23 protein-coding genes are annotated in these 26062 nt (G+C 60.8%); 17 read left to right on the top strand and 6 right to left on the bottom strand.

The window, feature by feature from the left end:
• Positions 1-68 precede the first annotated feature (68 nt).
• From CLV85_RS00310 to CLV85_RS00290, 5 genes are all read left to right on the top strand, one after another.
• On the top strand, positions 69-1586 hold the full coding sequence (locus CLV85_RS00310; RefSeq protein WP_100387634.1) for a sugar ABC transporter ATP-binding protein: 1518 nt from the start codon (positions 69-71) through the stop codon (positions 1584-1586).
• Positions 1583-2572 carry an ABC transporter permease gene (locus CLV85_RS00305; RefSeq protein ID WP_100387633.1) on the top strand — a complete coding sequence of 330 codons (990 nt, stop codon included), beginning with the start codon at positions 1583-1585 and terminating at the stop codon, positions 2570-2572. The genes CLV85_RS00310 and CLV85_RS00305 overlap by 4 nt, the downstream gene beginning before the upstream one ends.
• A complete protein-coding gene (locus CLV85_RS00300; protein WP_100387632.1) occupies positions 2569-3612 on the top strand; it encodes an ABC transporter permease in 1044 nt (347 codons plus the stop codon). Before CLV85_RS00305 ends, CLV85_RS00300 begins: the two co-directional genes overlap by 4 nt.
• Before the next feature lie 60 nt (positions 3613-3672).
• Positions 3673-4698: a rhamnose ABC transporter substrate-binding protein gene (gene rhaS, locus CLV85_RS00295; RefSeq protein ID WP_100387631.1), complete on the top strand. Its 1026-nt coding sequence runs from the start codon at positions 3673-3675 to the stop codon at positions 4696-4698.
• Between the two features lie 86 nt (positions 4699-4784).
• Positions 4785-5813: a LacI family DNA-binding transcriptional regulator gene (locus tag CLV85_RS00290; protein ID WP_100387630.1), complete on the top strand. Its 1029-nt coding sequence runs from the start codon at positions 4785-4787 to the stop codon at positions 5811-5813.
• Here CLV85_RS00290 and CLV85_RS00285 read toward each other — a convergent pair.
• Positions 5810-6727 (bottom strand): NAD(P)-dependent oxidoreductase, encoded by a 918-nt coding sequence (locus CLV85_RS00285; protein WP_100387629.1) that lies wholly within the window; start codon positions 6725-6727, stop codon positions 5810-5812. The two genes, CLV85_RS00290 and CLV85_RS00285, sit on opposite strands and share 4 nt — an antisense overlap.
• A gap of 131 nt (positions 6728-6858) precedes the next feature.
• Here CLV85_RS00285 and CLV85_RS00280 point away from each other — a divergent pair, with 131 nt between their 5' ends.
• Positions 6859-9429 carry a helix-turn-helix transcriptional regulator gene (locus tag CLV85_RS00280; RefSeq protein ID WP_100387628.1) on the top strand — a complete coding sequence of 857 codons (2571 nt, stop codon included), beginning with the start codon at positions 6859-6861 and terminating at the stop codon, positions 9427-9429.
• 45 nt (positions 9430-9474) lie between these two features.
• Here CLV85_RS00280 and CLV85_RS00275 read toward each other — a convergent pair whose 3' ends face one another.
• The gene (locus CLV85_RS00275) at positions 9475-10452 is read right to left on the bottom strand and encodes a sugar-binding transcriptional regulator (RefSeq protein ID WP_100387627.1); all 978 of its coding nucleotides are present in this window, start codon (positions 10450-10452) and stop codon (positions 9475-9477) included.
• A 125-nt stretch (positions 10453-10577) separates the two neighbouring features.
• Between CLV85_RS00275 and CLV85_RS00270 the strand changes: the two genes are divergently transcribed.
• The 5 genes from CLV85_RS00270 to CLV85_RS00250 all read left to right on the top strand — a co-directional run bounded on the left by CLV85_RS00270 (position 10578) and on the right by CLV85_RS00250 (position 16790).
• On the top strand, positions 10578-11351 hold the full coding sequence (locus CLV85_RS00270) for a tyrosine-protein phosphatase (RefSeq protein ID WP_100387626.1): 774 nt from the start codon (positions 10578-10580) through the stop codon (positions 11349-11351).
• A 59-nt stretch (positions 11352-11410) separates the two neighbouring features.
• The gene (locus CLV85_RS00265; protein ID WP_100387625.1) at positions 11411-12394 is read left to right on the top strand and encodes an ABC transporter substrate-binding protein; all 984 of its coding nucleotides are present in this window, start codon (positions 11411-11413) and stop codon (positions 12392-12394) included.
• A 46-nt stretch (positions 12395-12440) separates the two neighbouring features.
• Positions 12441-13550, top strand: a complete 1110-nt coding sequence (locus tag CLV85_RS00260; protein WP_100387624.1) for an ABC transporter ATP-binding protein — start codon at positions 12441-12443, stop codon at positions 13548-13550.
• Positions 13550-15241, top strand: coding sequence for an ABC transporter permease (locus tag CLV85_RS00255; protein WP_100387623.1), 1692 nt, complete (start codon positions 13550-13552; stop codon positions 15239-15241). Before CLV85_RS00260 ends, CLV85_RS00255 begins: the two co-directional genes overlap by 1 nt.
• A 145-nt stretch (positions 15242-15386) precedes the next feature.
• On the top strand, positions 15387-16790 hold the full coding sequence (locus CLV85_RS00250; protein ID WP_158592980.1) for a mannitol dehydrogenase family protein: 1404 nt from the start codon (positions 15387-15389) through the stop codon (positions 16788-16790).
• A gap of 49 nt (positions 16791-16839) precedes the next feature.
• Here the strand turns inward: CLV85_RS00250 and CLV85_RS00245 are convergent, their stop codons facing one another.
• A complete protein-coding gene (locus CLV85_RS00245) occupies positions 16840-17331 on the bottom strand; it encodes a hypothetical protein (protein ID WP_147433324.1) in 492 nt (163 codons plus the stop codon).
• A 95-nt stretch (positions 17332-17426) separates the two neighbouring features.
• Between CLV85_RS00245 and CLV85_RS00240 the strand changes: the two genes are divergently transcribed.
• The 3 genes from CLV85_RS00240 (at position 17427) to CLV85_RS00230 (ending at position 19983) form a co-directional block, all read left to right on the top strand.
• Complete coding sequence (locus tag CLV85_RS00240; RefSeq protein WP_100387620.1) at positions 17427-17867, top strand: nitroreductase family deazaflavin-dependent oxidoreductase; 441 nt, start codon at positions 17427-17429, stop codon at positions 17865-17867.
• A gap of 66 nt (positions 17868-17933) precedes the next feature.
• Complete coding sequence (locus CLV85_RS00235) at positions 17934-19292, top strand: TrkH family potassium uptake protein (RefSeq protein ID WP_100389203.1); 1359 nt, start codon at positions 17934-17936, stop codon at positions 19290-19292.
• Positions 19285-19983, top strand: coding sequence for a potassium channel family protein (locus tag CLV85_RS00230; protein WP_229820438.1), 699 nt, complete (start codon positions 19285-19287; stop codon positions 19981-19983). Before CLV85_RS00235 ends, CLV85_RS00230 begins: the two co-directional genes overlap by 8 nt.
• A 43-nt stretch (positions 19984-20026) precedes the next feature.
• Here the strand turns inward: CLV85_RS00230 and CLV85_RS00225 are convergent, their stop codons facing one another.
• Positions 20027-20671 carry an alpha/beta hydrolase gene (locus CLV85_RS00225; protein WP_100387618.1) on the bottom strand — a complete coding sequence of 215 codons (645 nt, stop codon included), beginning with the start codon at positions 20669-20671 and terminating at the stop codon, positions 20027-20029.
• 85 nt (positions 20672-20756) lie between these two features.
• On the opposite strand from CLV85_RS00225, the gene CLV85_RS00220 reads away from it, so the two are divergent.
• Genes CLV85_RS00220 through CLV85_RS00210 form a run of 3 tightly spaced genes read left to right on the top strand, consistent with a single transcriptional unit; the run spans position 20757 to position 24195 of the window.
• On the top strand, positions 20757-22424 hold the full coding sequence (locus tag CLV85_RS00220; RefSeq protein ID WP_100387617.1) for a circularly permuted type 2 ATP-grasp protein: 1668 nt from the start codon (positions 20757-20759) through the stop codon (positions 22422-22424).
• On the top strand, positions 22418-23350 hold the full coding sequence (locus CLV85_RS00215) for an alpha-E domain-containing protein (RefSeq protein WP_100387616.1): 933 nt from the start codon (positions 22418-22420) through the stop codon (positions 23348-23350). The genes CLV85_RS00220 and CLV85_RS00215 overlap by 7 nt, the downstream gene beginning before the upstream one ends.
• Positions 23347-24195 (top strand): transglutaminase family protein, encoded by an 849-nt coding sequence (locus CLV85_RS00210; protein ID WP_100387615.1) that lies wholly within the window; start codon positions 23347-23349, stop codon positions 24193-24195. The genes CLV85_RS00215 and CLV85_RS00210 overlap by 4 nt, the downstream gene beginning before the upstream one ends.
• Before the next feature lie 61 nt (positions 24196-24256).
• On the opposite strand, the gene CLV85_RS00205 is transcribed toward CLV85_RS00210, so the two are convergent.
• Together CLV85_RS00205 and CLV85_RS00200 are read right to left on the bottom strand one after the other, a co-directional pair.
• Entirely contained in the window at positions 24257-25594 is a 1338-nt protein-coding gene (locus tag CLV85_RS00205) for an MFS transporter (protein WP_100387614.1), read from the bottom strand.
• A complete protein-coding gene (locus CLV85_RS00200) occupies positions 25591-26007 on the bottom strand; it encodes a MarR family winged helix-turn-helix transcriptional regulator (protein WP_100387613.1) in 417 nt (138 codons plus the stop codon). The genes CLV85_RS00205 and CLV85_RS00200 overlap by 4 nt, the downstream gene beginning before the upstream one ends.
• Positions 26008-26062: the final 55 nt, after the last annotated feature.

Genomic DNA, 26062 nt, shown 5'->3' with positions numbered 1-26062 from the left:
CTATCGTTTCTGAACATCGACTGAATCGATTCAGTTCGAGTTCATCAAATACGACGAGGTAGACAACGATGTCGAACAGCACGCAGCCAAGCGCACCCACGCTTGAGCTCTCGCGCATCGCGAAGACTTTTGGCTCGGTGGTCGCGCTAACCAACGGCACACTCGCCCTGCACCCCGGTTCGATCCACGCCCTCGTTGGCGAGAACGGTGCAGGCAAGTCCACACTCGTGAAGATCATCGCCGGGCTGTACCAGCGCGATGGCGGCGACTTCACTCTCGAAGGCACGACCGTTGATTTCACGTCGACCGCTCAGTCCAAGAGCGCGGGCATCGCGGTTATCTACCAAGAGCCGACGCTCTTTCCTGACCTGTCGGTTACGGAGAACATTTTTATGGGCCGCCAGCCCATCAAGTCGCTCGGTCGCATCGATCGCAAGAAGATGCACACCGAAGCGCTCGGCCTCTTCGAGCGTCTTGGCGTTCGCATCGACCCCGACCGCCCGACGCAGGGGCTCTCGATCGCCGACCAGCAGATCATCGAAATCGCGAAGGCCATCTCGCTCGACGCCAAAGTGCTTGTGATGGATGAGCCAACCGCTGCCCTGAGCGGGGTTGAGGTAGAGCGTCTCTTCGCTGTCGCCCGCAGCCTTCGCGATGAAGGTCGTGCACTTCTCTTCATCTCTCACCGCTTCGAAGAAGTCTTCGACCTCTGCGACACCGTCACCATCATGCGCGATGGTGCTTACATTTCTACGAGCCCGATCGCCGAGACGACTGTCGACGAAATCGTTCGCCAGATGGTCGGCCGCGATGTGGCCTCGCTGTTCCCTAAGATCGATGCGCCTATCGGTGACGAAGTCCTCGTAGTCTCGGGCCTGACCGAACCTGGTGAGTTTCACGACATCAACTTCTCGGTCCGTGCTGGGGAGATTGTGGCGCTCGCCGGTCTTGTAGGTGCCGGCCGGAGTGAGATCGCCCGCGCTATCTTTGGCGTCGATCCTTATAAGACGGGAACGGTGACGATCAACGGCACTCGCATTCCCAAGCGCAACCCGGCCGCTGCGATGAACCTCGGGCTGGCCTTGGTGCCCGAAGATCGACGTCGCCAAGGACTGGTGCTCGAGTCATCCGTTGCTAAGAACGCCACGCTTGCTATCCGCTCGGCGCTCGCCAAGTTCGGTTTCATCACGAGTGCAGTCGAGAATGCCAGCGCTCGTACCTGGGCAAACAAGCTCGAAGTGAAGGCCTCGGCACTCGATACCGAAGTCGGCACCCTCAGCGGTGGCAACCAGCAGAAGGTGGTGCTCGCCAAATGGCTCGCCACCAACCCGAGCCTGCTCATCGTCGATGAACCAACGCGAGGCATCGACGTCGGCACCAAGGCCGAAGTTCACCGCTTGCTCTCGGAGCTCGCCGTGGAAGGCCTCGCCATCATCATGATCTCGAGCGAACTGCCCGAAGTCCTGGGCATGGCCGACCGAGTTCTCGTGGTGCATGAAGGCCGCATCACTGCAGAAATTGATCGAGCGGACGCCACGGCTGAGTCCGTCATGTTCGCCGCAACCCACGCGGAGGTGGCCTCATGAAAATGCTCAGCAAACTGATCAAGGCGCGCGAGACCGGAATCATGATCGCGCTCGTGCTCGTCGTGGTTGTCGCGACAGCACGTAACCCCACCTTCCTCTTTAGCCCGGATGGTTTTCGTGACCTGCTGCTGACGCCGTCGATTCTGCTGTTGCTTGCGGTCGGCCAAGCGATCGTGATCATTACCCGCAGCGTCGACCTGTCGGTCGGTTCGGTGTTGGGACTCACGGCGTACTTGACTGGCCGTCTCTTTATTGATCTCCCCGGCATCCCGATCATTGCGGTGTTTGTGATTGGAATCGTCTTTGGTGGACTGCTGGGTCTCATCAATGGCGCATTAGTCGCTTTCGCTAAAGTGCCAGCGCTCGTTATCACCCTCGGTACCTTGTATGCCTACCGCGGCATCAACGTGTTGTGGACGGGAAGCGACCGCATCAATGGCTCCGACCTTCCCTCGGCGTTCTTGAGCTTGGGTACAAGTTCCTTGTTCGGCATCCCCTGGCTCACGATCATTGCCCTAGTAGTGCTGGTGGCTGCGGGATGGTTCCTGCGCACGCAGCGCGCCGGTCGCGAGTTGTACGCCATCGGGTCTGACCCCGAAGCCGCGAACCTTTACGGGCTCAAGGTCACGCAGCGTGTTCTCGTCGCATTCATTTTCTCGGGAGCTCTTGCCGGACTCGCCGGTGTTCTCTACGCAGCCCGCTACGGCACGGTGAGCTCGCAGGCGGGTGTGAACTTAGAGCTGCAAGCAGTCGGTGCGGCCGTGATCGGTGGTGTCGCCATCTTCGGCGGCAGCGGAACAGTGTGGGGTGCGGCCATTGGCGCGTTCTTGTTGCTCACGATCAACCGTGCGCTGCCCATTCTGGGCGTGCAGGACTTCTGGCAACGGGCGGTGGTCGGCGTGCTCATCATCGGCGCGATTGTGCTTGACCGTGTTCTCGCCGTTCGACAATCTCGCAAACTACTGGAAATGAGGGACGAGTCATGACCGGCACCACAGCGGCACGCACGTACCGCGACTACTCTCAGCCCCTCTGGCGCCGCCTTCTCATCTCGCGGGAAGCCGCCGTCATTGGCGCCCTCGCCCTCGTCATCATCGTCTCAATGATGTCTGTTCGCGCCTTCGCACAGCCGATCACGATTACCTACCTCTTCCTTGACATTGCGCCCATTCTTTTGATCGCCCTGCCGATGACGCTTGTGATTATCACCGGCGAGATTGACCTGTCAGTGGCCAGCATCGTCGGTCTGTCGAGCGTGACCGTCGGAGTGCTTCACCAAAACGGGATGCCGATTCCGGCCGCTGCTCTGGTTGCTCTGCTGGTTGGTCTGATCGCTGGAGCAATCAACGGGGCGCTCATCACGATCGTCGGCCTTCCGTCCCTGGCGGTGACCATTGGAACCCTCGCACTGTACCGCGGGCTCGCTGTCGGCCTATTGGGAACTACAGCGGTCACCGAGTTCAACAAGTTCTGGACCGACCTTGCGAAGTCAAAAATCGGCGACACGGCGATCCCGAGTGTCGTGATTCTGATTGTGGTGCTGGCCCTAGTGTTCGGCATCCTGTTGCACTTCACCACTTTCGGCCGCGGCATCTTCGCGATCGGACTCAGCCCCGAGGCGGCACGCTTCTCGGGTGTGAACGTAGAGCGCACTAAATTCATCCTCTTCATGCTCAGTGGAATTGTGTCGGCGCTTGCCGGCATCTACTACACGCTTCGATTCGGCAGCGCCCGCGGCGACAACGCCACCGGCCTGGAGCTCTCCGTCATCGCGGCAGTGCTCCTCGGTGGTGTCTCGATCTTCGGCGGCCGTGGAGCTCTCCCCGGAGTGCTCGCTGGGGTGCTGCTCATCGGAACCCTCGCGAGTGCTCTTCGACTCGCCAACGTCACGTCCGACGTCATCAACGTCATCACAGGAACGCTGCTGATCGCGTCTGTGGTGGGAACAAGCTTCTTGGCTTGGCTGCGCAGTAAGCGCGGTCGACCCGGAGGAACCAAAGGCAGCTCACCGACCGCGACCGGTTGAGTTTCCCGCACCAGTGTCGGTGTCACAGTCATCGACTCACATCCCTAAAGGAGAACGACGATGTTTAACTCTTCAAAGCGCGCCGGAGCATTCGCTGCACTCGCAGTGAGCTTCGCGCTTGTGGCCACAGGTTGCGCCGCAACCGGTGGAGACAGCGGTGGCGATGGCGATGGCAACTTGGCTATCACCTTCCTGCCCAAGAACCTCGGAAATGCCTACTTTGACACCTCGGATGCCGGTGGAGAAGAAGCCATCGCAGAGTTCGGTGGAACGTACGCTGAAGTTGGCCCCGCAACGGGAAGCCCCGACGGCCAGGTCAGCTACATCAACACCCTCACACAGCAGGGTGTCGGCGCTATCGCACTTTCCGCTAATGACCCGTCAGCTCTGTGCGACGCCATTGGCGAGGCACGCGACGCTGGCGTCAAGGTAGTAACCTTCGACGCTGACACCAGCCCCGACTGCCGCGACCTCTTCATCAACCAGGCTGACTCTGAAGGAATCGCTAAGGTTCAGGTTGACCTGATTGCTGAGCAAATTGGTGATGCAGGCCAGATCGCTATTCTTTCGGCTACCGCCAACGCAACGAACCAGAACGCATGGATCGAACTCATGAAGACTGAGCTCGCCGCCAACCACCCCGACATCGAGCTCGTCGAGGTTGTTTACGGCGACGACGACGACCAGACCTCGTTCGACAAGACTGCGGCACTGCTGCAGACCTACCCGGAACTCAAGGGCATCGTTTCGCCGACCACTGTTGGTATTTCGGCTGCGGCTCGTTACCTCCAGGACTCGTCCTTCAAGGGCAAGGTTCAGCTGACCGGCCTCGGAACCCCGAACCAGATGCGTGACTTCGTCAATGACGGAACCGTCACCGCATTCGCTCTGTGGAACCCGGGTGACCTCGGTTACCTCGCTGCTTACGGTGCCAAGGCACTCATCGAGGGCGACATCACCGGTGCAGAAGGCGACGAGTTCGACGCCGGAAAGCTCGGAAGCTACACGGTAGGCGCCGACGGCGTTGTGCTGCTGGGTGACCCGTACACCTTCAACAAGGACAACATCGCGGACTTCGACTTCTAAGGCACCCGCTTTGGCGCGAATGGCCCACCGGTTGAGAGACCCGTGGGCCATTCCTGCACCCAGCCCCTATTCCCGTCAGGAGAGCAATGGCTGCCGCAAGTATTCGCGACGTCGCGCGTCTTGCCGGAGTATCCGTCGGAACGGTCTCCAACTTCCTCAACAAACCGACTGAGGTCTCTCCGGTATCCGGTGCCCTCGTCAAACACGCGATTGATGAGCTCGGCTACATTCGCAATGACGCTGCCCGCCGCTTGCGGGCTGGCACCAGCTCCACCGTAGGTTTCGTGGTTCTCGACGGCCAGAATCCGTTCTTCAATCAGGTCGTCCGCGGGGCAGAAAACGAAGGTTCCAAGAACGGCATCGCGATACTCGTTGGCAACACCGACGAGGACTCGCGACGTGAAGGCATGTACCTCGACCTGTTCGAGGAGCAGCGCGTTCGTGGAGTGCTGATTTCTCCTTATGGTGACATCAACGCTCGCCTTCAGCTGCTGAAATCACGCGACATTCCTGCAGTGCTCGTCGACAGGGTCAATGTCGATGGTCAGTTCAGTTCTGTTGCGGTCGACAGCGTGGCGGGCGGGCAGATTGCTGCTCAGCATCTGATCGACACCGGTCGCCGTCGTCTTGCTTTCGTCGGCGGGCCGCTCGACCTTCATCAAGTGCGGGACCGGCTGGAGGGCGCTCGCGTTGCCGTTGAGAACTGCGAGCTCGACGTGGAGATGGAAGTCATTGCCTCCGCCGCCCTCACCGTGGAAGAGGGCGTCACGGCAGGCCGTCGGCTTTTGGAACGTCCTCGTCGGCATCGACCCGATGCAGTCTTTGCCGCGAACGATCTTCTGGCGCTCGGGCTTTTGCAGTCGCTCATTGTGGACGGATCGCTGCTAGTTCCGCAGCAAATCGCACTCATCGGTTTCGACGACATCGCTTTTGCTAGCGCCGCTGCTGTTCCGCTGTCATCGATTCGTCAGCCGAGCGCGATGATTGGCCAGACGGCCCTTCGGGTGCTGCTCGAAGAAGCCGCGGATCCCACGATGATTCCGCGCCAAACTGTATTTCGCCCCGAGCTCGTCGTGCGCGAATCGACCCGAGTGTCGGATCCCAGAGCCCGCTAGCGCCCGTCAACCACCACATGGGCCAGGGGCTCACCCGCGACGAGGCGCCGTGTCTGCTCGCGCATGAGGGCATCCACTCGAGCGTGCATCGCTGAGGTTGCTCCGCCGATGTGGGGCGTGATTGTCACGCCGGGAGTTGACCAGAGCGGGTGATCGCTGGGCAGCGGTTCGGGTTCGGTGACGTCGAGCGCTGCTCGAACGTGGCCAGCGGATGCCGCCGCCACAAGAGCGTCGGTGTCCACGATCTTGCCGCGAGATACATTCACGAGCAGCGCGCCGGGTTTCATCGCCTCCAGGAAGGCGGCGTCGACGAGGTTCGTCGTGGCTTCGCTGAGGGGAACGGCGATCGCGACGATATCGGCTTTCGCCAACAGCGAGGGAAGCGCATCCATGGATTGAACGGCTCCGCGTTCGTCGCTGCGGTTGCTGCGGGCGACGCGCACGACGTTGGCATCGAAAGGGGCGAGCTTGTCGGCGATCTGGTTTCCGACTCCGCCGGCACCCACGATCACGACGGTCTTGCCAGCAACCCCGGGCTGCTCGTGCTGGTCCCATGTGCCGGTCTGCTGGTTCGCGAAGTGCGCGGGAAAGCCGCGCTGTTCGGAGATGATCATGCCCACAGCGAGTTCGGCCGTGGAGGCTTCGTGTACTCCGACAGCATTGCAGTAGGTGATGCCGGCGGGCAGCCGATTCTCGATGCCGTCATAACCGAGCGACTGAGACTGGATGGCCGCGACATCCATTCCGGCGAACGCGCCGAGACCACCGGATGCGCCTAAATAGCCGACAAGCACGAGGTCGATATGCACCGGCGGCGCGCCGTCAGCGGGGCACCACACAATCACGTTGGCGTCGGGCAACTGCGGCGCGAGTCGGTCGAAGATCTGCTGGTCGGGAAGGGCAATCGTGATCATGGCGCAGGGCTCCTGAAATCGGCGGCGGGCAACGGCCTCTCCAGCATGCCTCACAGAATCGTTATTCACCTCGCAACACCCGGCCACTAGGCTGTCGGCGACGTTGACTATTGCTGGGAGGGAGGGGCTTCATGGCGCGCTGGCCGGTCGTACCCCGCGAAAGCGAGAGGGATGCTGTGCTCGCGGCCCTTCGCGGCCCTCGTCCGCGGTCGGTCATGTTGCGCGGTCCGAGCGGCGTTGGCAAGACAACATTGGGCGCCCACATCTCGCACGCGCTCCGCGCCGATGGACGCACCGTCATCCCCGTTATCGGCCTCGCGGAGCTGGTTGATGTTCCACTCGGAGCCCTCGCCCCGGTGCTCGCCAGCGCCGGCAGACATGACATTGAGAGCGTGAGCGACCGCGTTCAAGCGCTCGTCGGAGTGGTGGGGGAGAACCCGCAGAAGTTCGTTCTCGTTATTGATGACGCGCCGCTATTGGATGCCGTCTCCGCCAGCGTGCTGTACCAACTTGTGCGCGTCTTCGGTGTCACGACGCTGCTCACCGCTCGCGACTCGCATGAGGTCGACGGCCCCATCGCGCGTCTGTTGCACGAAAACTTGATCGACATCGTGGAGCTAGAAGGGTTGAGTCTCGAACACAGCCAGTCGATCCTCCAACAGTATTTGGGCGGCACCCTGCGCCCCGAGAGCCTCCGAGCCCTGTTCGAGGCGAGCCGCGGCAACCCGCTGATGCTGCGGGAACTGATCTTTGCTGCTGGTAGGGCGGGCGGCATCCGCAGTGGTGATTTCGGTGTTGAGGTGTCGGTGGCGACACTGCCCAAGCATGTGCGCGCCACGATTGCCGACCGCGTGGAGCAGCTTTCTGCGGCTCAGCGTCGCCTGGCGCAACTGATTGCGATCGCTCAACCCATCCCGCGTTCGGCTATCGCTGCCGACGAGGGGGATGCTCTGGCTTACCTCACGAGTGAAGGCATCGCCGAGCATGCCGGCGACGAAACCACCCCGCTCGTGCGCCTGGCCCATCCGTTGTTTGCCGAGGCCCTCACGATCGATCTGGCGCAGGCCGAGCGTGCCGAATTGGTGAAGGAGATCGCCGGGCGACTGATGCCGATGGGCGATCAGCAGCTGCGCTTCACCGCAACCGTATTGCTCACCACCACCGATGCCGTGATCAGTAATGACGACTTGGACTGGGCGGCGAGCTACGCGCATGCCGCCGGGGACCATGCGGTCGCAGCTTCTCTCGCTGAACGTGCCCAGCTCGCTGAACGCCGTTTCGCGCCCGAGCTCGTGTTGGCGAGTGCGCTCTCGGCGCTGGCCGAGTCAGAGCGGTCGTCGGTCGTTTTCGAGTCCGCCATCGCACTGTCGCAGGATCAAGAACAGCGTGCCATCGCTCTTGCCCGCTGGGGTCAGCACATGGTTTATCGACTCTCTCGCCCTTCGGATGCCGTCGATCGCGTGACGTGTGAATTGTCGAGAATGGATGCCGGTGCCCAAGCGGTGCTGCGCCCGGAACTCGCCAAGTGGCAACTCATGACCGGAGATGCGGGGGCTCTCTCCGAAGTGGCGGATCCGGTATCGCCCGACGGCGGACTCGGTGCCGTGAACGCGGGACTCACCGCGGCGATGATCGCGACGATGGCGGGCAACCCCGCCGACGCCTTCGCTGCCATTCTTCAGACCCGTCCCTTGGCGGAGGCCTATCGCTTCGAGGCGCCCTTTGCGGGTTCGCTTCTCGATCTCTCCGAGTTCTTAGCCCTCGTTGCTGATGCCGAGATCGTGCGCGCTCGCGACTTTGCTGCCCAACGCCGTCTCGACCGCTTCGCTGACTCGGCGGGCGTGTGGTCGTATGCGCTGGCCATCGTTCGCCTACACGAGGGGCGACTGTGTGATGCTCAGGCTCTCGCGACGCTCGCGGTCGAGCAGCTGAAATGGCGCGACTTCACCGGGCTCCTCGGCACCGCCGTCGCCCTCCATGCCACCGTCGACGCGCAACTGGGCGAGCCTGAAACGGCGCGCGAACTGCTCTCCGAGGTTTCCCCGGAACATGCGGGCGACGCCAAAGTCATTCTGCAGCGCGCCGAGTGCGAGGCGTGGTTGCTTGCCGCCGAAGGGCGTACGGAACAAGCGGCGGCGGTCATCGTTGCCGCCGTTGCTGAAGGCATCATCCTGGGCCACTTCCTGCTGAGCGCCCTCACCCTGACCGTGGCGATTCGGGTCGGGCATCCGGCAGCCGCGCTGGAACAGTTGGAACTGCTGACGCAACTCTCGCCGTCTCCGCTCATTGCCCGCATCCACGAATGGGCTCACGCCGCAGCCGAAGCGGATGTCGCACGCCTCTGCGAAATCGCCCCCACTCTCGCTGCCTCGGGAGTAGCTGCGCTCGCGGTCGATGGCCTTCTGGAAGGCGCGCGTACCGCAGCCAAGGCCGATCGCAGCGAGTTGGAGCGTAAAGCCACGTTGCTCGCCCGCCGCCTCGCTGCCGACATGGATCGCGTGCCGGGCGACGCCATCGCGGATGAGCTCACCGAGCGGGAGTGGACAATCGCTCGAGCCGCCGCTGGCCGTAAACGCAGTCGTGAAATCGGCGAGCAGCTGGGGCTCTCGGTGCGCACGGTGGATAACCACTTGGCGCGCATCTACCGCAAGCTGGGGGTCAAAGGCCGCGTAGAGCTCGAGGACGTACTCGCCGAGCTGTAGTGCTCGTGGTGCACGGGGATGGAGTCTCGTCGAGCCGAACGAAAGCTACATATTTGCGAGCACGTAATCAGCGGTTCCGGCATCAGTCACGAGCGTGTTTATGATTCCGCTACGCACGGCGGCAAGAACGGCTTCGTGTTGATGGCCTCCTCCGCCAATTCCCACTACATCGGGGACCGACCGCAGGTTTTCGGTTTGCATAGCGACACAACGTCGCGTGAATTCGGGGCTCACAATCGTGCCGTCTGCGTTTATGAGCGTGCCAATAATTTCAGCCGCCGGGGCTGTCTTTTTGATCTCGGCGAGAGCTTCTGCATCGCAGGCGTCATGAAACACCGAGGTGTAGGGCCCCCACGTCGCAATGGAAGCCACCAAGGTCGTGATCTGCGGGAACATCGCTACGGTGCGCGCAATGCCGGGTTCTGCCGCGACCGCCTGAGTGAGATCAGGCGACGGAAGAAGCCCTGGCGCGTACATCGGGTAGCTGTCGGCGCCTGAGAGTTGAGCCAAGCGACGGATGGTTTCTATCGGGCTCTCCGTGAGAGTGTCCACTTTGACTACACCCGTGGTCTGAACGATCGCGGAGCATGCGAGGCGTTGAGTCGAACGCGCGATCATGTGGGTGGTGCGCCCAGAGGAGAGACCAAGGATGGCGTTGGGGCCGAGGTTCTCTGTGAGGTAGCCTCCCGCTGCTCCTGCAAGCACTGTTGCGAGGTCTCCCTCGACCAGTGTTGGGGAGACCAGAGCGCGATCTAGTGGTGTTTTTTCGATCAGGGCGCGGGCCCGATCTACGTCTAGACCGTCGGGTCGCATGAGTGCGATCGACACGTAGCCGCCGGAACGTGCTTCTTCTAGCAAGCCGCCGACGCGAAACCTGCTGATGCCTAGTTCTTCGCTGATCACCGCACGGGCAACCCCGTCGATGTAGAAACGCCGCGCAGCGAAGAGAATCGCATCGGCTCGGCCGAGAGAGCTGGCAGCGCGGCCTAATGAACTTTTTTCCCGGTTATCGGATGACTTCACTGTGCTCCTCAACTTGCGTGCATCTCATGGCTGCTCCACCAATACTAGCGCTACTTGCAATTTGAAACCTATATCCCATAATGTAAATCTCGAAGCCAAACGGCTCCCCAGAAAGGCACCATTCAATGACGAACCTGACGATCTTGCCGCCGACTGCCTCTGAGCGTCGCATTCTTGCTGAAGGCACGTTCCAAGCACGCGACGCCGGGATGTACCCAGTGGCGAACGGCAAGTCAGTTCGACAGGGTGTCCTTTACCGGGCTGATGCGCTTTCCTCGCTGTCCGACGCAGACCTTGGCGAAATTACGGCTTTGGGCGTCGCTCTTGTTGTTGATTTACGCGAGAAAATTGAGGCGGATGCTGCGCCCGACGTGCTTCCTGCGGCTGTCGACTACCGACGAATCCCCATTTTTGAAGAGACGCTCTTTAGTCATGACTTCTCCGCGTTCCCTACGTTGCTTGGCCAGTACCAGCTGGTGCTGGACAATCACGCGCCCAAACTAGTTGAAGCGATCTCAGCGATTGCGCAACACAAAGGGGCGCCGGTTATCGTGCATTGCACAGCCGGAAAAGACCGTACGGGGCTGATCATTGCCCTGATTCACCTCGTACTGGGGGTCGACGAAGAAACGGTTCTGTTGGATTACGGCGCCAGCGAGATCATCCTGGGCGCCAAGTTCAACGGGGCCGTCCGAGACCTCTACCAGAAGGCGGGCCTGCCACGAGCGATCCTCGGGGCTGACCCGCGCAAAGCACCACCCAGCTATCTAGCGGAAACCTTGGCGGAGATTCGTCGCCGATTCGGATCCGTCGAGAGCTTCCTGATTGACAACGGCATGCAGCAGGAGGAACTCGACTCGCTGCGTGCGAATTTCTTGTCAATCTCGCCCGGGAGCTAGCGAGCGATCGCCCCAGCCCCCAGAGAACCAATCACATTCAATTCAAAGGAGAATTCATCATGACTATCAAGAAGCTCAGTATCGCGGCCATCGCCGCGGTCGCGGTGATGCTGTCAGGCTGCGCCGCGGACGCCGGGGAACCGGCCAGCGGCGAGACTCTCGTCATCTACTCGACCGAATCGACGATGCCGGAGTTCGCTGAACGCTTTCAGAGCGAAACAGGCATTGAACTTCAGGTCGTTTCAGTGAGCTCAGGTCAGTCAGACGCCCGTGTTGCTGCTGAGAAAGACAACCCCCAAACTGACGTAGCGATTTCTGGATCTAGTCCTGCCGACTCGAACCCCGAGCTCTATCGTGCATACGAGGGCTCGATCGACGTCTCCAATGTTGACGAACGATGGATCAAGGGCGAGTACGCCATCCCCACAATCTTGAATCCGGTAATTTTCGGCTACAACACCGAAGTACTCGATGGTCGTGCAGCACCGTCCTCATGGGAAGAACTCGGCGACGAGCAATGGCGAGGAGAGGTATCGATCGCCGATCCCACGCAGTCAGGTAGCGCTTTCAACGCGCTCGCCGCTGTGTATGCGGCAGGCGGCTGGCCGCTCGTAGAGAAGTTTGCGCAGAACGTTGTGATCGCGCAGAGCTCGCTCGGACCAATTCAGGCCATTTCGAACGGTGAAGCGGCTATCGGTATCGGTGCAGAAGCATCCGTCTATCAGGTTGCTGACGGCGAAGACATTGTGGCGGGGTACCCCACAGACGGCATCGTTGTGAACGTGGGCATGTTCTACCTCGTGGAGAACAGCAGCAACCCGGAATCTGCTGACGCATTCATGAACTGGATGCTGTCGAGCGACACTCAAACGTGGATGCAAGGCGAGCACAAGGGCATGCGTTCCACCACTACGGATTCGGAGACTCCGGACACTCTGCAGGACTTGTCGACGCTCGACCTCATTGAGGTTCCCGCTGATGTCCTTGCGGACAAAGCAGCCTTCCTCGACGAGTGGACGACAATCCTCACGTCGGTCAACTAAGCACCCTGCCTGCACGTTCTGGGCCCAGATTTAAAGGAATATACCGATGCAGAATCATGAAGACTCATCCGTCACGTTGGACGGAATCCAAATCCGATATGGCGGAAATGTCGCTGTTGAGGACGCGAGTTTCACTATTGAATCGGGAGAGTTCTTTACTCTGCTGGGCCCGAGTGGCTGCGGTAAGACCACTCTGCTGCGGACGATTGCCGGCTTCAACCGGCAATCGTCCGGCAGCCTCAGGATTGGCACAGTGACGATTGACGATCTTCCCGCGCATCGTCGCGACACAGGGATGGTCTTTCAGAATTATGCGATCTTCCCGCATCTCACCGTGTGGGAGAACGTTGCGTATGGTCTGCGTGCGCGCAAAATCAGCAAAGACGAACTCAAGGTTCGCGTAGACGAAGCTCTCGCCATGGTCGACCTCGGAGGTTATGGCGACCGCATGCCGCGGAACTTGTCCGGCGGCCAGCAACAGCGCGTGGTGATCGCTCGAGCCATAGTGATTCGCCCCAGGGTGCTTCTTATGGATGAGCCACTTGCCAACCTCGACGCTAAGTTGCGGGTTCGTCTGCGCAACGACGTGCGAAAGCTCCAGCAGGAGCTCGGAATCACCACCATCTATGTCACCCACGATCAGGAAGAAGCTCTGGACATATCGGACCGGCTAGCGGTCATGAGTAACGGCAGAGTTCTGCAAGTGGGCACTCCAGAGGAGATATACGCCTCGCCACAGCACATGTTTGTTGCGAAGTTCGTTGGCGAAGGAGCCTTTATTCCCGCTCAACTGCAGGATGGCGGAACTAGCGCCCGTCTAGCCAATGGAGTAGCGGTTCCGGTGCGTCTCCCCGAGGCCGCAAGTGGACCGTGTCACATTGGGCTGCGCCCGGAAGAGCTCCGTCTCGCCAACGCCGGAGAGGATTCCCTCTTCGCTGGCACCGTAGTTTCTCGTTCCTATTTGGGGCCTCAGGTTCAGCTGCGTGTTGATATCGGGGTTGAGGAAACGTTGCTATTGCGCGTTCCCTCTGCAGAGTGCCCAAGGAGCGCGCAGCCGGGTGTAGCAGTAGGAGTTGTGCTCGTGAGCGCCGATGTCGCTGTCTTCGCGAACGATGCCGCTGCTGAGCGTGAAGCTCGCGAGGACGTGTTGGTGTGATGACTACTTTCAATCAACACAAGCAGCGACTGGGCGGCGTGCTCGCCCAATACCGCCAAGGCTTTAACTTCTGGTCCCTCATGCCCCTGCTGGCAGTTGTTCTATTTGCGGTATTCCTGATCTATCCCCTCGTGCGGATGTTCACTGAGAGCCTCGCTGGCACAGATTCTGATGTTCTCGGTGTCTATGTAGAGCTCTTCACCAAGGCTTACTACTTCGAGTCATTGATCAACAGCTTCCTCATCAGCATCACGGTGACGCTGATGGCGGGGCTCGTGGGGGTGGCGCTCTCCTACTTCGTGTACCGCTTCAATGTACCGGGCAAGATAGCGATCCGCGCCGCTGTGGTGTTGACGCTTGTCTCGCCACCGTTCATCGGAGCGTATTCCTGGATCCTTCTTTTTGGTGCCAACGGTATTTTGCGGAAAGCCTTGGTTGCCGGTGGACTGGACTTTCCGTCCATCGTCGGTGTTCCTGGAATGTTGGTCGTCCTGACCCTGCAGGGGCTGCCGTTTGTCTTCCTCATGACGAGTTCGGCGCTGTCGTCGGTCGACCAGAGCGTCGAGGACGGTTCGATCAACCTCGGCCGAACTCGAACAAGTACTTTCTTCCGGGCGATTCTTCCGCAGCTACGAGGAGGCATCTCGACGGGAATGCTCTTGGTCTTCGTGACTGCGTTCTCCGATTTCGGTACCCCGGCGGTGATCGGAAAGAACGTGAGGGTGTTCCCGACCCTCGTCTACAACTCCTACATCAATGAGGCTCAAGGCGCGGACTTCTCGCAGGCAGCCTCATTCTCCGTCGTGCTGCTCGTCGTCTGCATCGGCGCGCTCCTTCTGCAGCGAAGCTACGCGAAACGTCATGCGTATGGAGTGTCGGCAGTCACGCCGTTGGCCCCTATGGAGCTGCATGGAATTAAGCGAATCCTTGTTATCGCCGCGGTCTACGGGGTGATCCTCATTGCGGTCTTGCCCCTGATCACAGTGATTGTCACGTCATTCTTGAAGACTGAATTTCAGCGATTTACTTGGAACTTCACACTTGACGGCTATACAACCGACGCGACGCTGCTGCCGGCCCTAGGAAACACACTGTTGTTCACCACCATTGCAACCGTGACGTGCACGTTGGCCGGAGCAATTATCGGATATGTCATTGCACGGCGTAAGACTCGGTTGGGCAGCACGATCGATCTGCTCTCAATGGTTCCGTACGCTGTGGCTGGTGTCGTGTTTGGTATTGCCTTCAGCATGGGATTCGGTAGCTCGCCCTTCTTCCTTGCCGGAACCGGCCTGATCTTGGTTATGGCGTATTTCATGCGGCGTTTGCCCTATTCCATACGTTCCATCTCATCGCTACTGGGTCAACTGGGAACCTCAGCAGAGGAAGCGTCGGTGAACCTAGGCGTACCGCCCTCGCAGACGTTTTGGCGCATCACCGTGCCAATGATTGTGCCCGCTATTGTGTCAGGCGCCCTGCTGACGTGGGCAACAGTCATCCGTGAGTTCAATGCGACCGCGATTCTTTACGGCAGCAGCACGGCAACGATGACAATTCAGGTATTCAGCAACGTCTCTTACGGGCGCTACGAGAACGCATCAGCCATGGGCACCATTCTCATTGTCGTCAGCCTGATCCCTGTCGTCATCCTCATGAAGGTCTTCGGCAAAGACGACAAGATTCTCGTCTAACGCTGGCGAAGGTACCGCTCACGCGGACGGCTAAGATTCCACTCGATCGATTGAAAGGCCATGTGTCATGGTGTTTGCTCTCAACTCAGATTCACTCACGTCCCTAGATCCGCGCGTGTCAGTTCCTCAGTACGACCGAGCGAACGTGTCGGTGGGGATCGTGCACTTAGGAGTCGGCGGATTCCACCGTGCCCACCAAGCGGTTGTCGTCGACGATCTCCTCGCAGCCGGACACCGCAATTGGGGGATCTGTGGTGTCGGATTGATGCCGAATGATGCAGTGATGAGAGACGTCATGCAGGCTCAGGACTCGCTGTACTCGCTTGTCACACGCGCGGCATCTGGCGAAGAAAGTGTGCGAGTCATTGGTTCAATCGTCGAATACATTTTTGGGCCGGATGACCCTGACCAAGTGCTTCGACGCCTAACCGACCCAGAAACCAAGATCGTTTCGCTTACGATCACCGAAGGCGGCTATCTGCAAAACCACGCTTCAGGTGACTTTGATCCCGATTCGCCCATGGTCATTTCGGATTTGTCTACGCCGAGTAGGCCGACGGGGGCCTTTGGCTACATCGTCGAGGCTGTGCGATTGCGACGTGAACGGGGAATCGCGCCCTTCACCGTGATGTCGTGCGACAACATACGTTCTAACGGGGATGTCGCGCGAGCTGCCACCGTGGGACTTGCGACATTACGTTCTACCGAACTCGGAGACTGGATCGAGAAGAACGTTGTCTTTCCCAATTCAATGGTTGACCGCATCACTCCGGTCACGGCGGCCTCTGAATTACAGCACCTTCGCGATGAATACGGGATCGACGACTCGTGGCCCGTCGCTAGCGAGAACTTTTTCCAGTGGGTTTTAGAGGACAACTTCGGCCTTGGACGTCCCCCTTTTGCTGACGCTGGAGTGGAACTCGTCGACGACGTTCTTCCCTTCGAACTTATGAAGCTTCGTTTGCTGAACGGTAGCCACCAAGTCATTGCATATCTTGGGCTTCTCATGGGCTATCGCCTGGTTCACGATGCGGCGCAGGATCCCGTGATGAGAGAGTTGTTGCGAGCCTTTTGGGCCAAGGAGGCCATCCCCAGCCTGCAGAAACTCCAGAACATCGATTACTCGGGCTATAGCGAGACTCTGTTAGAGCGGTATTCCAACCCGCATATTCGCGACACCTTGGAACGCTTGGCAACGGACGCGTCTAATCGCATCCCCATTTTCGTCCTTCCTATCGCCCAGCACTGTGTCGAGGGTGGGCGAGCCGCACTCGCCTGTGCGCTTACCGTGGCCGGGTGGGCGAAGTTCGTCGAAGGCGTTGACGACAACGGAGATCCACTGACGCAGAATGATGCTCATTCCGCTGAGTTAAGCCGGCGGGTGCAGCACCCTAGCGGTCCGGACAGCTTCTTGGCTGATTCCAGCGTTTTTGGCGCTCTGGGATCTCAAGCCGACTTCGTTGCGCAGTTCGAGGAAATGAGCAAACTGGTACACAGCTTGCCAGTGCGTGACGCGATCAAACATGCTTGTGCTTCGATGAACGGCTAGCTTCGGCGGTGTGACCTTACGATCCCACCGCCTCTAGCTCGGAATCTTTCTACTGTTCGACGGCGGACACGATCATGTTCACGAGCGTGCCGTCTTCCTCGGTCGTGCCCCACGAGTACTGAATGATCCAGCTGTCGCTCTCAAGACCGTAGAGGTAACCGTTGTCGCCGAGCGAAAGTTCGGAGATCATTTCGAAACCGCTGGAGATGAGTGCCTCGTAGCCTGCCTCGGCTGCCGCGTCAGAGTCCACCTGAATCGTCGCGCTGTAGCCATCGTCCATTCCGAGCGAGAACAAAATGTCGCCGTCGGGGGCAGGAACCTCTGCAGGCCACGACTTGGGCAGCGAGCCTCCCGTGCCGTCGCCGTCAACATCTACATCGACGCCGGTTGCACCCTCGATCGCGTTCTCTACGGTGTCCTCGATGAGGTTGTCGGTGAAGCTCTCGAGGGGGTTGCCGAAGCAACCGGAAAGGGAAACGGTGAGGCCGGCCGCAATAGCGATGGCGGTTGCGCTTTTCAGCCCGCGCTGTGAAGTGATCATGCGACCAGTAAAGCCCTTGAGCGTAGGGCAGCGCATGAGTAGAAACTACCTATCTCTGAGTAAGGTCTTCAGCCGCCGGAAGGTAACGTGGAAGCATGCCGCTAACAGGAGAATACGAACCCAGCACATCAGAGTGGGCCCGCAATCAGGCCGAGGTCTTCGAGGCCAGCAATGGCCATGAAGGTAACCTCATGCGCGGGATGCCGATCATCGTCTTGACCACGGTCGGCGCCAAATCCGGCAAGCTGCGCAAGACCGCCCTCATGCGCGTGGAACACGACGGCCACTACGCCGTTGTAGCTTCGCTGGGCGGCGCCCCGAAACATCCGGTCTGGTACCACAACATCGTGGCTAATCCGCATGTAGAGCTTCACGATGTGGGCTTCAAGGGCGATTTCATGGCACGCGAAGTGACCGGTGACGAGAAGGCTCTCTGGTGGGAGCGTTCGGTCGCGGCCTACCCCGACTACGCGGACTACCAAGCCAAAACTGAGCGCGAGATTCCGGTCTTCGTGTTGGAGCCGATCAGCGCTTAGGCAGGCGGTTGGGCATCGCACACATTAGTCGTGCTGTTTGGTCCCAAACAGGCGTAGTGTGTGCCGGTGCACAATATCGTCCGTGGGGCGGGTAATAAGCGAAAACTGGTTCATCCAGCACAGCTGACTCTCCTCGGGTTTCTGATTGGTATCGCAGCGGGCACAGCCCTGCTGGCGTTACCCATTTCGCGTACCGGTCCGGGTGGCGCAACGCTCGTAGAGGCGTTCTTCACAGCGGTCTCGGCGATGTGCGTGACTGGCCATGTCATTGTCGATACGCCGACCTACTGGACCGGTTTCGGGCAAGTCGTGATCATGGTGCTCATCCAAGTGGGTGGCTTTGGTGTCATGACCTTCGCCTCCATCATTGGCATCGCCGTGGTCCGCCGCCTCTCCCTGCGCTCACGCATTACGGCCGCTGCCGAGACCAAGAGCGTCGGCTTTGGCGATGTGCGCTCGCTGATTCTTGGCGTGCTCAAGATCTCGCTCATCATCGAGGGCATCGGCGCGCTCATCCTCTTCTTCTGGTTTCTGCTGCGCTACGGCTACAGCGTGGGGGAGGCGGCGTGGTTTGCGATCTTCCATGCGGTGTCGTCGTTTAACAACGCCGGCTTCGCCCTCTTCAGCAACAACATGATCTCGTTTGTTGACGACCCGGTGGTCTCGCTCACGCTGTGTGCCGAGATCATCCTGGGCGGACTCGGTTTCCCCGTGATCGTGCAACTCTTGCGGCACGGCGGCAACCGCCTCAAGTGGAGCATGAACACCCGCATCGTCATCGCAGCAACCCCGCTGTTGCTCGTCGCCGGCACCGTCTACATCACGCTCATCGAGTGGAACAACCCCGCCACCCTTGGCCCCCTCGACTGGCAGACCAAACTTCTGGCTGGCTTCTTCCAATCCGTGCAAACCCGCACGGCTGGCTTCAACAGCATCGACATCGGCGCTATGAGCGAAGCAAGCCAGTTCGGGATGACCGCACTCATGTTCATCGGTGGTGGCCCCGCCGGCACCGCCGGTGGCATCAAGATCACGACCTTCGCGGTGCTGTTCTTCATCCTCCTCGCGGAGGTGCGCGGAGACGGCGTCGTGAACGTCTTTGGCAAGCGACTGTCGCGCGCGGTGCACCGTCAGGCGATCGCGGTGGTCTTGCTCTCGGTCGGCGTTGTCGCGACATCCACCATCAGCATCATGTTGCTCTCGGGGTTGCCGCTGGGCCCCGTGCTGTTCGAAACGGTGTCGGCGTTCGGCACCGTCGGCCTCTCGGAGGGCATCACGCCCGAGCTGCCGGTGGCCGCGCAACTGATCTTGGCTGTCCTTATGTTTGTGGGCCGCCTCGGCCCTATTGGTTTTGCTACCGCGCTCGCTCTGCGTGAGCGCGCTGTCCTGTATGAACTTCCCAAAGAAAGGCCGATCATTGGCTAAATTGCGCATGTTCTCTGGCTCGGATGCCTCGTCCGTAGCCGCCGCAGATTCGGTGGTGGTCATCGGGTTGGGCCGTTTCGGTCGCGCTCTGGCGCTGGAACTCATGGCCAACGGCACCGAAGTGCTCGGCGTCGATCTGGATGAGTCGATCGTGCAGGAGATGAATGGCCAGTTGACCCATGTGGTCTCGGCTGACTCCACGCGCGAGGAGGTACTGCAGCAGTTGGCGGTGCCCGAGTTCGACCGCGTCGTGGTGGCGATCGGCAGTGACATTCAGGCGAGCATCCTGACCACGTCGCTGCTGTTGCGATTCAATGTCGCGCACGTGTGGGCCAAGGCCGTCAGCGATGCGCACGGCACGATCTTGGAACAGCTCGGTGTCAGCCACGTTATCTACCCGGAGAAGGAGATGGGGCGTCGCGTCGCTCACCTCGTGCGGGGATCGATGCAGGACTACCTCGAGATTGGCGACAACTTCTCTCTCGTCAAGATGGCCCCGCCGGCCGCGATTATCGGCAAGACGCTGGGGGAGTCTCGTGTGCGGTCAACCGCGGGAGTCACGGTCACGGCCGTTCGCCCGCTCGGTGGCACTTGGACCTACACCGACGAGAAAACCATCATCGCCGCCGACGACACCATTCTCGTTTCGGGCCCGACCAACAAGGCCGAAGCCTTCAGCTTGCGCCGCTAGATCAGCGACGCCGCGTTTGCGTCGTTAGAGCAGCGAGCTCTCGTTAGAGCAGCGAACTCAACCAGATCTCGCACAGTGCCTGCCACGCTTCGGCGGGCGTGCCCTCGGCGAGACCGAGGCCGTGCTTGCCGTCGGCGAAGACGTGCAGTTCGTGGCGCACGCCGGCCGCCGCCAGTGCCATGGCCAGTGGGTACGAGTGCGCTTCGACCGGAACGGGCTCGTCAGCAGCCGTGTGCCAGATAAACATGGGAGGCGTGGCGGGCGTGACCAGCAGGTCGAGTGAGGTGTCTTCGCGCAGGAAGGAGTTGGCATCCAGCCCGATGAGGTTCTCGCGAGAGCCGGCGTGCGTCTCGCCCGTCATGGTGACAACGGGGTAGCCGAGCACGGCAAAGTCGGGGCGTTCGTTGTCGTCAGCAACGGGCGCTACAGCCGCGTGGCCGGCCAAATGGCCGCCAGCGGAGAAGCCCACAACACCCACGAGCGGTGCCCCTAGCGCACGTTCCTTCGCAATTTCAGACTGAATTGCCAGCAATGGAGCGGGATGCTTCGTGGCAACGGGGTACTCAACGACGCGAGCATTCCAGCCGATCGAACGCAACCAGGCAGCAACGGGCTCGCCTTCGTGGGGTGCGAGGCGCGAATACCCTCCACCGGGGAGAACGAGAATTGTGGGGAGGTTGGCAGCCATTACTTAACTGTAAATTGTGCGCGTCAATATGGCTGAATCAACGCACTTTCGCGCGGAAATCGATTAACCCGCATAGTGTCTGTACATGGCAGATTTGTTTGACGGATACACATCAAGCGCCTCCAAACGCACCGGACCAGCCGCGTGGGATGAGATGTTCTCTGCCGATAGCGAGATACGTCGCCCCTACCGCGAGATTCATGACGCGCTGGCGCAAATGACGCAGGAAGAACTGCGCGGACGTACTGAAGCACTCGCCGACAGTTACCTCGCCCAGGGCGTTACCTTCGACTTCGCTGGCGAAGAGAGACCCTTTCCTCTGGATGCAGTTCCCAGAGTTATTGACCTCTCCGAGTGGAAACAGGTTGAGTCGGGAATCAAGCAGCGCGTTCGAGCGCTCGAGGCATTCTTGGCCGACATTTACGGGCCCCAGAATGCCATCAAAGATGGGGTGATTCCGGCTCGGATGATCACGTCATCCAGTCACTTCCACCGTCAAGCGGCGGGCATCGACCCGGCCAATGGTGTGCGTATTCAGGTCAGCGGTATCGACCTCATCCGCGACGAAGTGGGTGCGTGGCGCGTTCTCGAAGACAACGTGCGCGTGCCCAGCGGTGTGAGCTACGTCATCTCGAACCGTCGAGTCATGGCCCAAACGCTTCCCGAGTTGTTCGTCTCGATGCGGGTTCGCCCTGTCGGTGACTACCCCCACAAGCTGCTGCAGGCTCTGCGCGCCAGTGCGCCGGGCGGCGTGGATGAACCCAACGTCGTTGTGCTCACTCCGGGTGTCTACAACTCCGCGTACTTCGAGCACACGCTGCTCGCGCGCCTCATGGGCGTCGAGCTCGTGGAGGGTCGAGACCTGTTCTGCTCCGGCGGTCGGGTCTGGATGCGCACCACGGCGGGCCCCACTCGGGTCGACGTGATCTACCGCCGGGTTGACGACGAGTTCCTCGACCCGCTGCAGTTCCGTGCCGACTCCATGTTGGGCAGCCCGGGCATGATGCTCGCGGCTCGCCTCGGAAACGTGACGATCGCCAACGCGGTGGGAAACGGCGTAGCCGACGACAAACTCGTCTATACCTACTTGCCCGATCTCATCGAGTACTACCTCGGTGAGAAGGCGATCATCCCCAACGTCGATACCTGGCGACTCGAAGATCCGGGGGCGCTGGAAGAAGTGCTCGACCGGCTCGACGAGCTCGTGGTGAAGCCCGTGGATGGTTCCGGTGGTAAGGGCCTCGTCATTGGTCCGGCCGCAACGAAGCCGGAGTTGGAGACGCTGCGCAAGCAGCTTCTGAAGGATCCGCGCGGGTGGATCGCGCAGCCCGTGGTTCAGTTGTCGACGATCCCCACGGTGATCGACGACGGTATGCGGCCGCGTCACGCCGACCTTCGCCCCTTTGCGGTTAACGACGGAAACGATGTCTGGGTGCTGCCGGGTGGTCTCACTCGCGTTGCACTGCCCGAGGGTCAGCTCGTCGTGAACAGTTCACAGGGTGGTGGCTCGAAAGACACCTGGGTTGTTGGCCGCGAAAAAGTGGCGGAGTCGGAGAGCACCGTTCAGGGTCTCGTCGAGCGCCAGGCCGATACGGAAGCAATCACGGTCATCACTCCCGAGATGTTGCTCGAGGCGGGGGTTCATGAGGATCACGCCGAGGATCATGACACCACTCGAACGCTCACGCAGAGACAGCGTCAAGAAGAGCAGCAACAGCAGAGTATCGACACCGAGGGAGGTCAATCATGCTGAGTCGCATCGCAGAATCGCTGTTCTGGATCGGTCGCTACATTGAGCGTGCTGACGGTACCGCCCGCATCCTCGACGTTCACCTTCAGCTGCTCCTCGAAGATCCGTGGATTGAAGAGGATGACGCCTGCCGCGCGCTCTTGAGTGTGATGGGTAGCGAGGCTCCGGCCGACGTCACTCTCACTCGCGGTGACGTGTTGTCGATCCTCGCGGTTGACCGTACCGAACCCGCCTCGATCGCCTATTCCTTGGGTGCCGCTCGCGAGAACGCGCGTCGTGCTCGCGAGATCGTGTCCACCGAATTGTGGGAGTGCCTCAACACCACCCAGACTCGAATGCCGCGCCGAATTTCAGGAGACAAGGTCGCTGACTTCTTCTCTTGGGTTCGTGAGCGCTCCGCTCTGGCCGTGGGCATTGTCGAGTCTGCGACGAGTCGGGACGAAGCGTGGCAGTTCTTCACCTTGGGGCGCAGTCTTGAGCGTGCAGATATGACCGCGCGACTCTTGGCTACGCGAAGCCTCACGGAAGCCAGTGGTCCGTCGTGGACCACGATTCTGCGATCGTGTGGCGCCTACGAGCCGTACTTGCGCACCTATCGCGGTGTGCCGAGCGCGAGCAACGCCGCCGAGTTCTTGCTGCTGGATCGCTTGTTCCCGCGCAGCATCCTCTTCTCCGTTTCGCGGGCTGAGGACTGCATGCGTGAGCTCGAGCCCCACCGCATGAACCGCGTCGGTGTGAACGATGATGCGCAGCGTTTGCTTGGCAAGATTCGCAGCGAGTTGGAGTATCGGCCGATCGCCGAGATTTTGGATGACCTGCCTCACCATATGGATCGAGTGCAGGCGGCAACGAGTGCGGCTTCGGAGGCAGTGCGTCACCGCTACTTCCCCACGAATGCCGCTCCCGAGTGGGTTGGAGAGATCTCATGAAGCGACTCAGGATCGTCCATTCCACGGGTTTCAGTTACGGCGGCGAAGTTACCGCGTCGTACAACGAGGCTCGGATGCTGCCCGCCAGTGTCGAGAGCCAGCTCGTGTTGTTCTCGAACCTCGACATCTTGCCGCTCTCTAGCCAGAGCAACTATGTCGACTATTGGGGTTCGCGCGTTGCCTCGTTTGAGGTGCTGACGGGTCATAAGGAGTTGTCGTTGACCGCCACGAGCCTTGTTGAGGTTCATGAGCGCGAGCACGACTCGGAGTGCATGTCGTGGGCCGAACTTGAAGCGGCCGCCGAGCTGTCGATGGATGCCGTCGAGAACCTCAGCCAGACGCGCCGCACCGAGCCGCCGGCTGAGGTCGTCGCACTCGCGAAAGACATTGCGGCGAAGTCGGATGACGCGTGCGAGAGCGCGCTCGAAATCTCAAAGGCCATCGGTAACGCCATCGAGTACATGAGCGGCGTCACGGGAGTGGCAACGACCGCGACAGAAGCGTGGACCGGTGGCAAGGGTGTCTGCCAGGACATCGCTCACCTCGCGCTCGGCGCTTTGCGTTCGGTCGGCATCCCGGCTCGCTATGTGTCTGGTTACCTTCACCCGAAACCGGATGCCGCTATCGGCGAGAAGGTCACGGGCGAATCCCATGCGTGGATCGAGTGGTTCTGTGCCGGGCAGTGGCGCGGCTACGACCCGACCAACCTCATCGATATCGGAGACCGGCACGTGCTCGTGGGTCGCGGTCGCGACTACAACGATGTGCCGCCCCTTCGCGGTGTGTATGCGGGGCCGTTCGGCTCGAAGCTGTTCGTGAGCGTGGAGATCACCCGCGAGGCGTAGGCCGCCAGAGACGAGAACGACAGGTGGGGCGGATGCTGCGAGCATCCGCCCCACGCTGCGTTTAGCTAGTGCGGCGAGTGGTCGTCTCGACGATCGCGATCTCTTGTGTCGCGAGTTCGCGTTCTTCATCGGGTGTGGGCTCGGGCGGGAAGCGCAACCGCAGGCGGAAGCGACTTTCGGGCACGCGGCCCACGCGCATCCCGCGACTGTAGACAAGCCAGATGATCGCGGCGGCCGCGGCGAGAAGCCCCGAGAGGGAGCCGATGCCGAGGGCCCAGCGGGCGCCGAGTTCGTTGGCGGCCCAGCCAACGATGGGGGCGCCGATCGGGGTACCGCCGGCGAAGATCGCGAGGTAGAGAGCCATGACGCGGCCACGCATGATCGGTGTCGTGGAGGTCTGAACGTAGGCGTTGGCGGTTGTCATCATCGTTAGTGACGAGACGCCGACGATCGTGAGGGCGGCGCCGAAGGTCCAGTAGCTGGGGGAGAGCGCGGCGATCAGGCACGCCATCCCGAAGAATGCGGAGCCGACCACGACAACGCCCAAACGTGCGCGCTCGCGGCGAGCGGCCAACAACGAGCCGACGATCGCACCCACGGCCATCATCGACGAGAGCAGGCCGAACTCCGCTGCGCCCTTGCCGAACTCGGTGGTCGCCATGGTGGAGATGAAGACGGGGAAGTTGAACCCGAAGGTTCCGACCAAGAAGACCATGACGAGCACGATCAGGATGTCTGGCCGGTTGCGCACGTAGCGCAGCCCATCCCGAATCTGGCCCTTCGCTCGCCCGAGCTTGGCCACGGGATAGAGCTGGTTGCGACGAATGAACCACAGCGACGCGAGCACGCCCGCGAACGAGGCCGCGTTCACGAGGAACACCGGGCCGGAGCCGATTGCGGCAACGAGTACTCCGGCAATCGCGGGGCCGATGAGGCGGGCGCTCTGGAATGACATGGAGTTGAGCGCGACCGCGTTGGGCAGGTCTTTGTCGCTCACGAGCTCCGAAACGAAGGCTTGACGAACGGGTGCGTCGATCGCGGTAGCCACACCAAGAAGTAGCGCAAAGACGTAAACGTGCCACAGCTCGACGTAGCCCGAGACCACGAGGATGCCGAGGCCAAGCGCAAGAATGAACTGACTGAACTGCGTCCACAGCAACACGACGCGGCGGTCGAAGCGGTCGGCGATGATTCCCGCGATGGGCATGAGCAAAAGCAGGGGACCGAACTGCAGCGCCATCGTGAACCCGAGAGCCGCGGCGTCATGGTCGGTCAGCTCGGTAAGAACGATCCAGTCCTGGGCGGTGCGCTGCATCCACGCGCCCGTGTTGGAGACGATCGCGCCAATGGTCCAGAGCCGGTAGTTGAAGAAGCGAAGCGAGCGGAACATTGCGCTCACGAATTGGCCAACTTCAACAGCACCGGGATGGCTGCATGGAGGGCGGCGTGCTCGTCAGCGGAGAGGGTCGAGAGTTCGGCGGCAAACCATTCGGCGCGGCGCTGGCGAGTTTTGGCGATTAGCTCGACTCCCGCATCCGTCGCTTCAATGAGCACTTTGCGGCCGTCGTCGGGGGAGCTGGAGCGCGTGACGAGACCGTCATCGCTCAAGCAGTTGACGGTGCGATTCATCGACGGCGGGGTGACGCGTTCGTGCTCGGCGAGGGCCGCGAGAGTGCTGCCGCCATGCTGGCTGAGCACATAGAGAACGGAGAGCTGGCTGTCGCTGAGGGTGTCGTCGTGGCGTTGCTGCCGGATGCGACGGGCGATGCGCATGAAGGCGATGCGGAGTTCGTCGTCTAGTTTGTCAGGCATATTCGTTAGTCTAGCAAATTAGTCTTGCTAACTAGTTTCGTAAACGCGAAGGGGC

Origin of the sequence: Salinibacterium amurskyense, assembly GCF_002797685.1 — a bacterium.
Taxonomy (GTDB): Bacteria; Actinomycetota; Actinomycetes; order Actinomycetales; family Microbacteriaceae; genus Rhodoglobus; species Rhodoglobus amurskyensis.
This window is presented reverse-complemented; position numbering and strand designations above follow the sequence as displayed.

Excerpts from the sequence above, each read along its gene's own strand:
- CLV85_RS00310 (WP_100387634.1), top strand. The coding sequence starts at position 69 with ATGTCGAACAGCACGCAGCCAAGCGCACCCACGCTTGAGCTCTCGCGC.
- CLV85_RS00305 (WP_100387633.1), top strand. The coding sequence starts at position 1,583 with ATGAAAATGCTCAGCAAACTGATCAAGGCGCGCGAGACCGGAATCATG.
- CLV85_RS00300 (WP_100387632.1), top strand. The coding sequence starts at position 2,569 with ATGACCGGCACCACAGCGGCACGCACGTACCGCGACTACTCTCAGCCC.
- rhaS (WP_100387631.1), top strand. The coding sequence starts at position 3,673 with ATGTTTAACTCTTCAAAGCGCGCCGGAGCATTCGCTGCACTCGCAGTG.
- CLV85_RS00290 (WP_100387630.1), top strand. The coding sequence starts at position 4,785 with ATGGCTGCCGCAAGTATTCGCGACGTCGCGCGTCTTGCCGGAGTATCC.
- CLV85_RS00285 (WP_100387629.1), bottom strand. The coding sequence starts at position 6,727 with ATGATCACGATTGCCCTTCCCGACCAGCAGATCTTCGACCGACTCGCG.
- CLV85_RS00280 (WP_100387628.1), top strand. The coding sequence starts at position 6,859 with ATGGCGCGCTGGCCGGTCGTACCCCGCGAAAGCGAGAGGGATGCTGTG.
- CLV85_RS00270 (WP_100387626.1), top strand. The coding sequence starts at position 10,578 with ATGACGAACCTGACGATCTTGCCGCCGACTGCCTCTGAGCGTCGCATT.
- CLV85_RS00265 (WP_100387625.1), top strand. The coding sequence starts at position 11,411 with ATGACTATCAAGAAGCTCAGTATCGCGGCCATCGCCGCGGTCGCGGTG.
- CLV85_RS00260 (WP_100387624.1), top strand. The coding sequence starts at position 12,441 with ATGCAGAATCATGAAGACTCATCCGTCACGTTGGACGGAATCCAAATC.
- CLV85_RS00255 (WP_100387623.1), top strand. The coding sequence starts at position 13,550 with ATGACTACTTTCAATCAACACAAGCAGCGACTGGGCGGCGTGCTCGCC.
- CLV85_RS00245 (WP_147433324.1), bottom strand. The coding sequence starts at position 17,331 with ATGATCACTTCACAGCGCGGGCTGAAAAGCGCAACCGCCATCGCTATT.
- CLV85_RS00240 (WP_100387620.1), top strand. The coding sequence starts at position 17,427 with ATGCCGCTAACAGGAGAATACGAACCCAGCACATCAGAGTGGGCCCGC.
- CLV85_RS00225 (WP_100387618.1), bottom strand. The coding sequence starts at position 20,671 with ATGGCTGCCAACCTCCCCACAATTCTCGTTCTCCCCGGTGGAGGGTAT.
- CLV85_RS00220 (WP_100387617.1), top strand. The coding sequence starts at position 20,757 with ATGGCAGATTTGTTTGACGGATACACATCAAGCGCCTCCAAACGCACC.
- CLV85_RS00215 (WP_100387616.1), top strand. The coding sequence starts at position 22,418 with ATGCTGAGTCGCATCGCAGAATCGCTGTTCTGGATCGGTCGCTACATT.
- CLV85_RS00210 (WP_100387615.1), top strand. The coding sequence starts at position 23,347 with ATGAAGCGACTCAGGATCGTCCATTCCACGGGTTTCAGTTACGGCGGC.
- CLV85_RS00200 (WP_100387613.1), bottom strand. The coding sequence starts at position 26,007 with ATGCCTGACAAACTAGACGACGAACTCCGCATCGCCTTCATGCGCATC.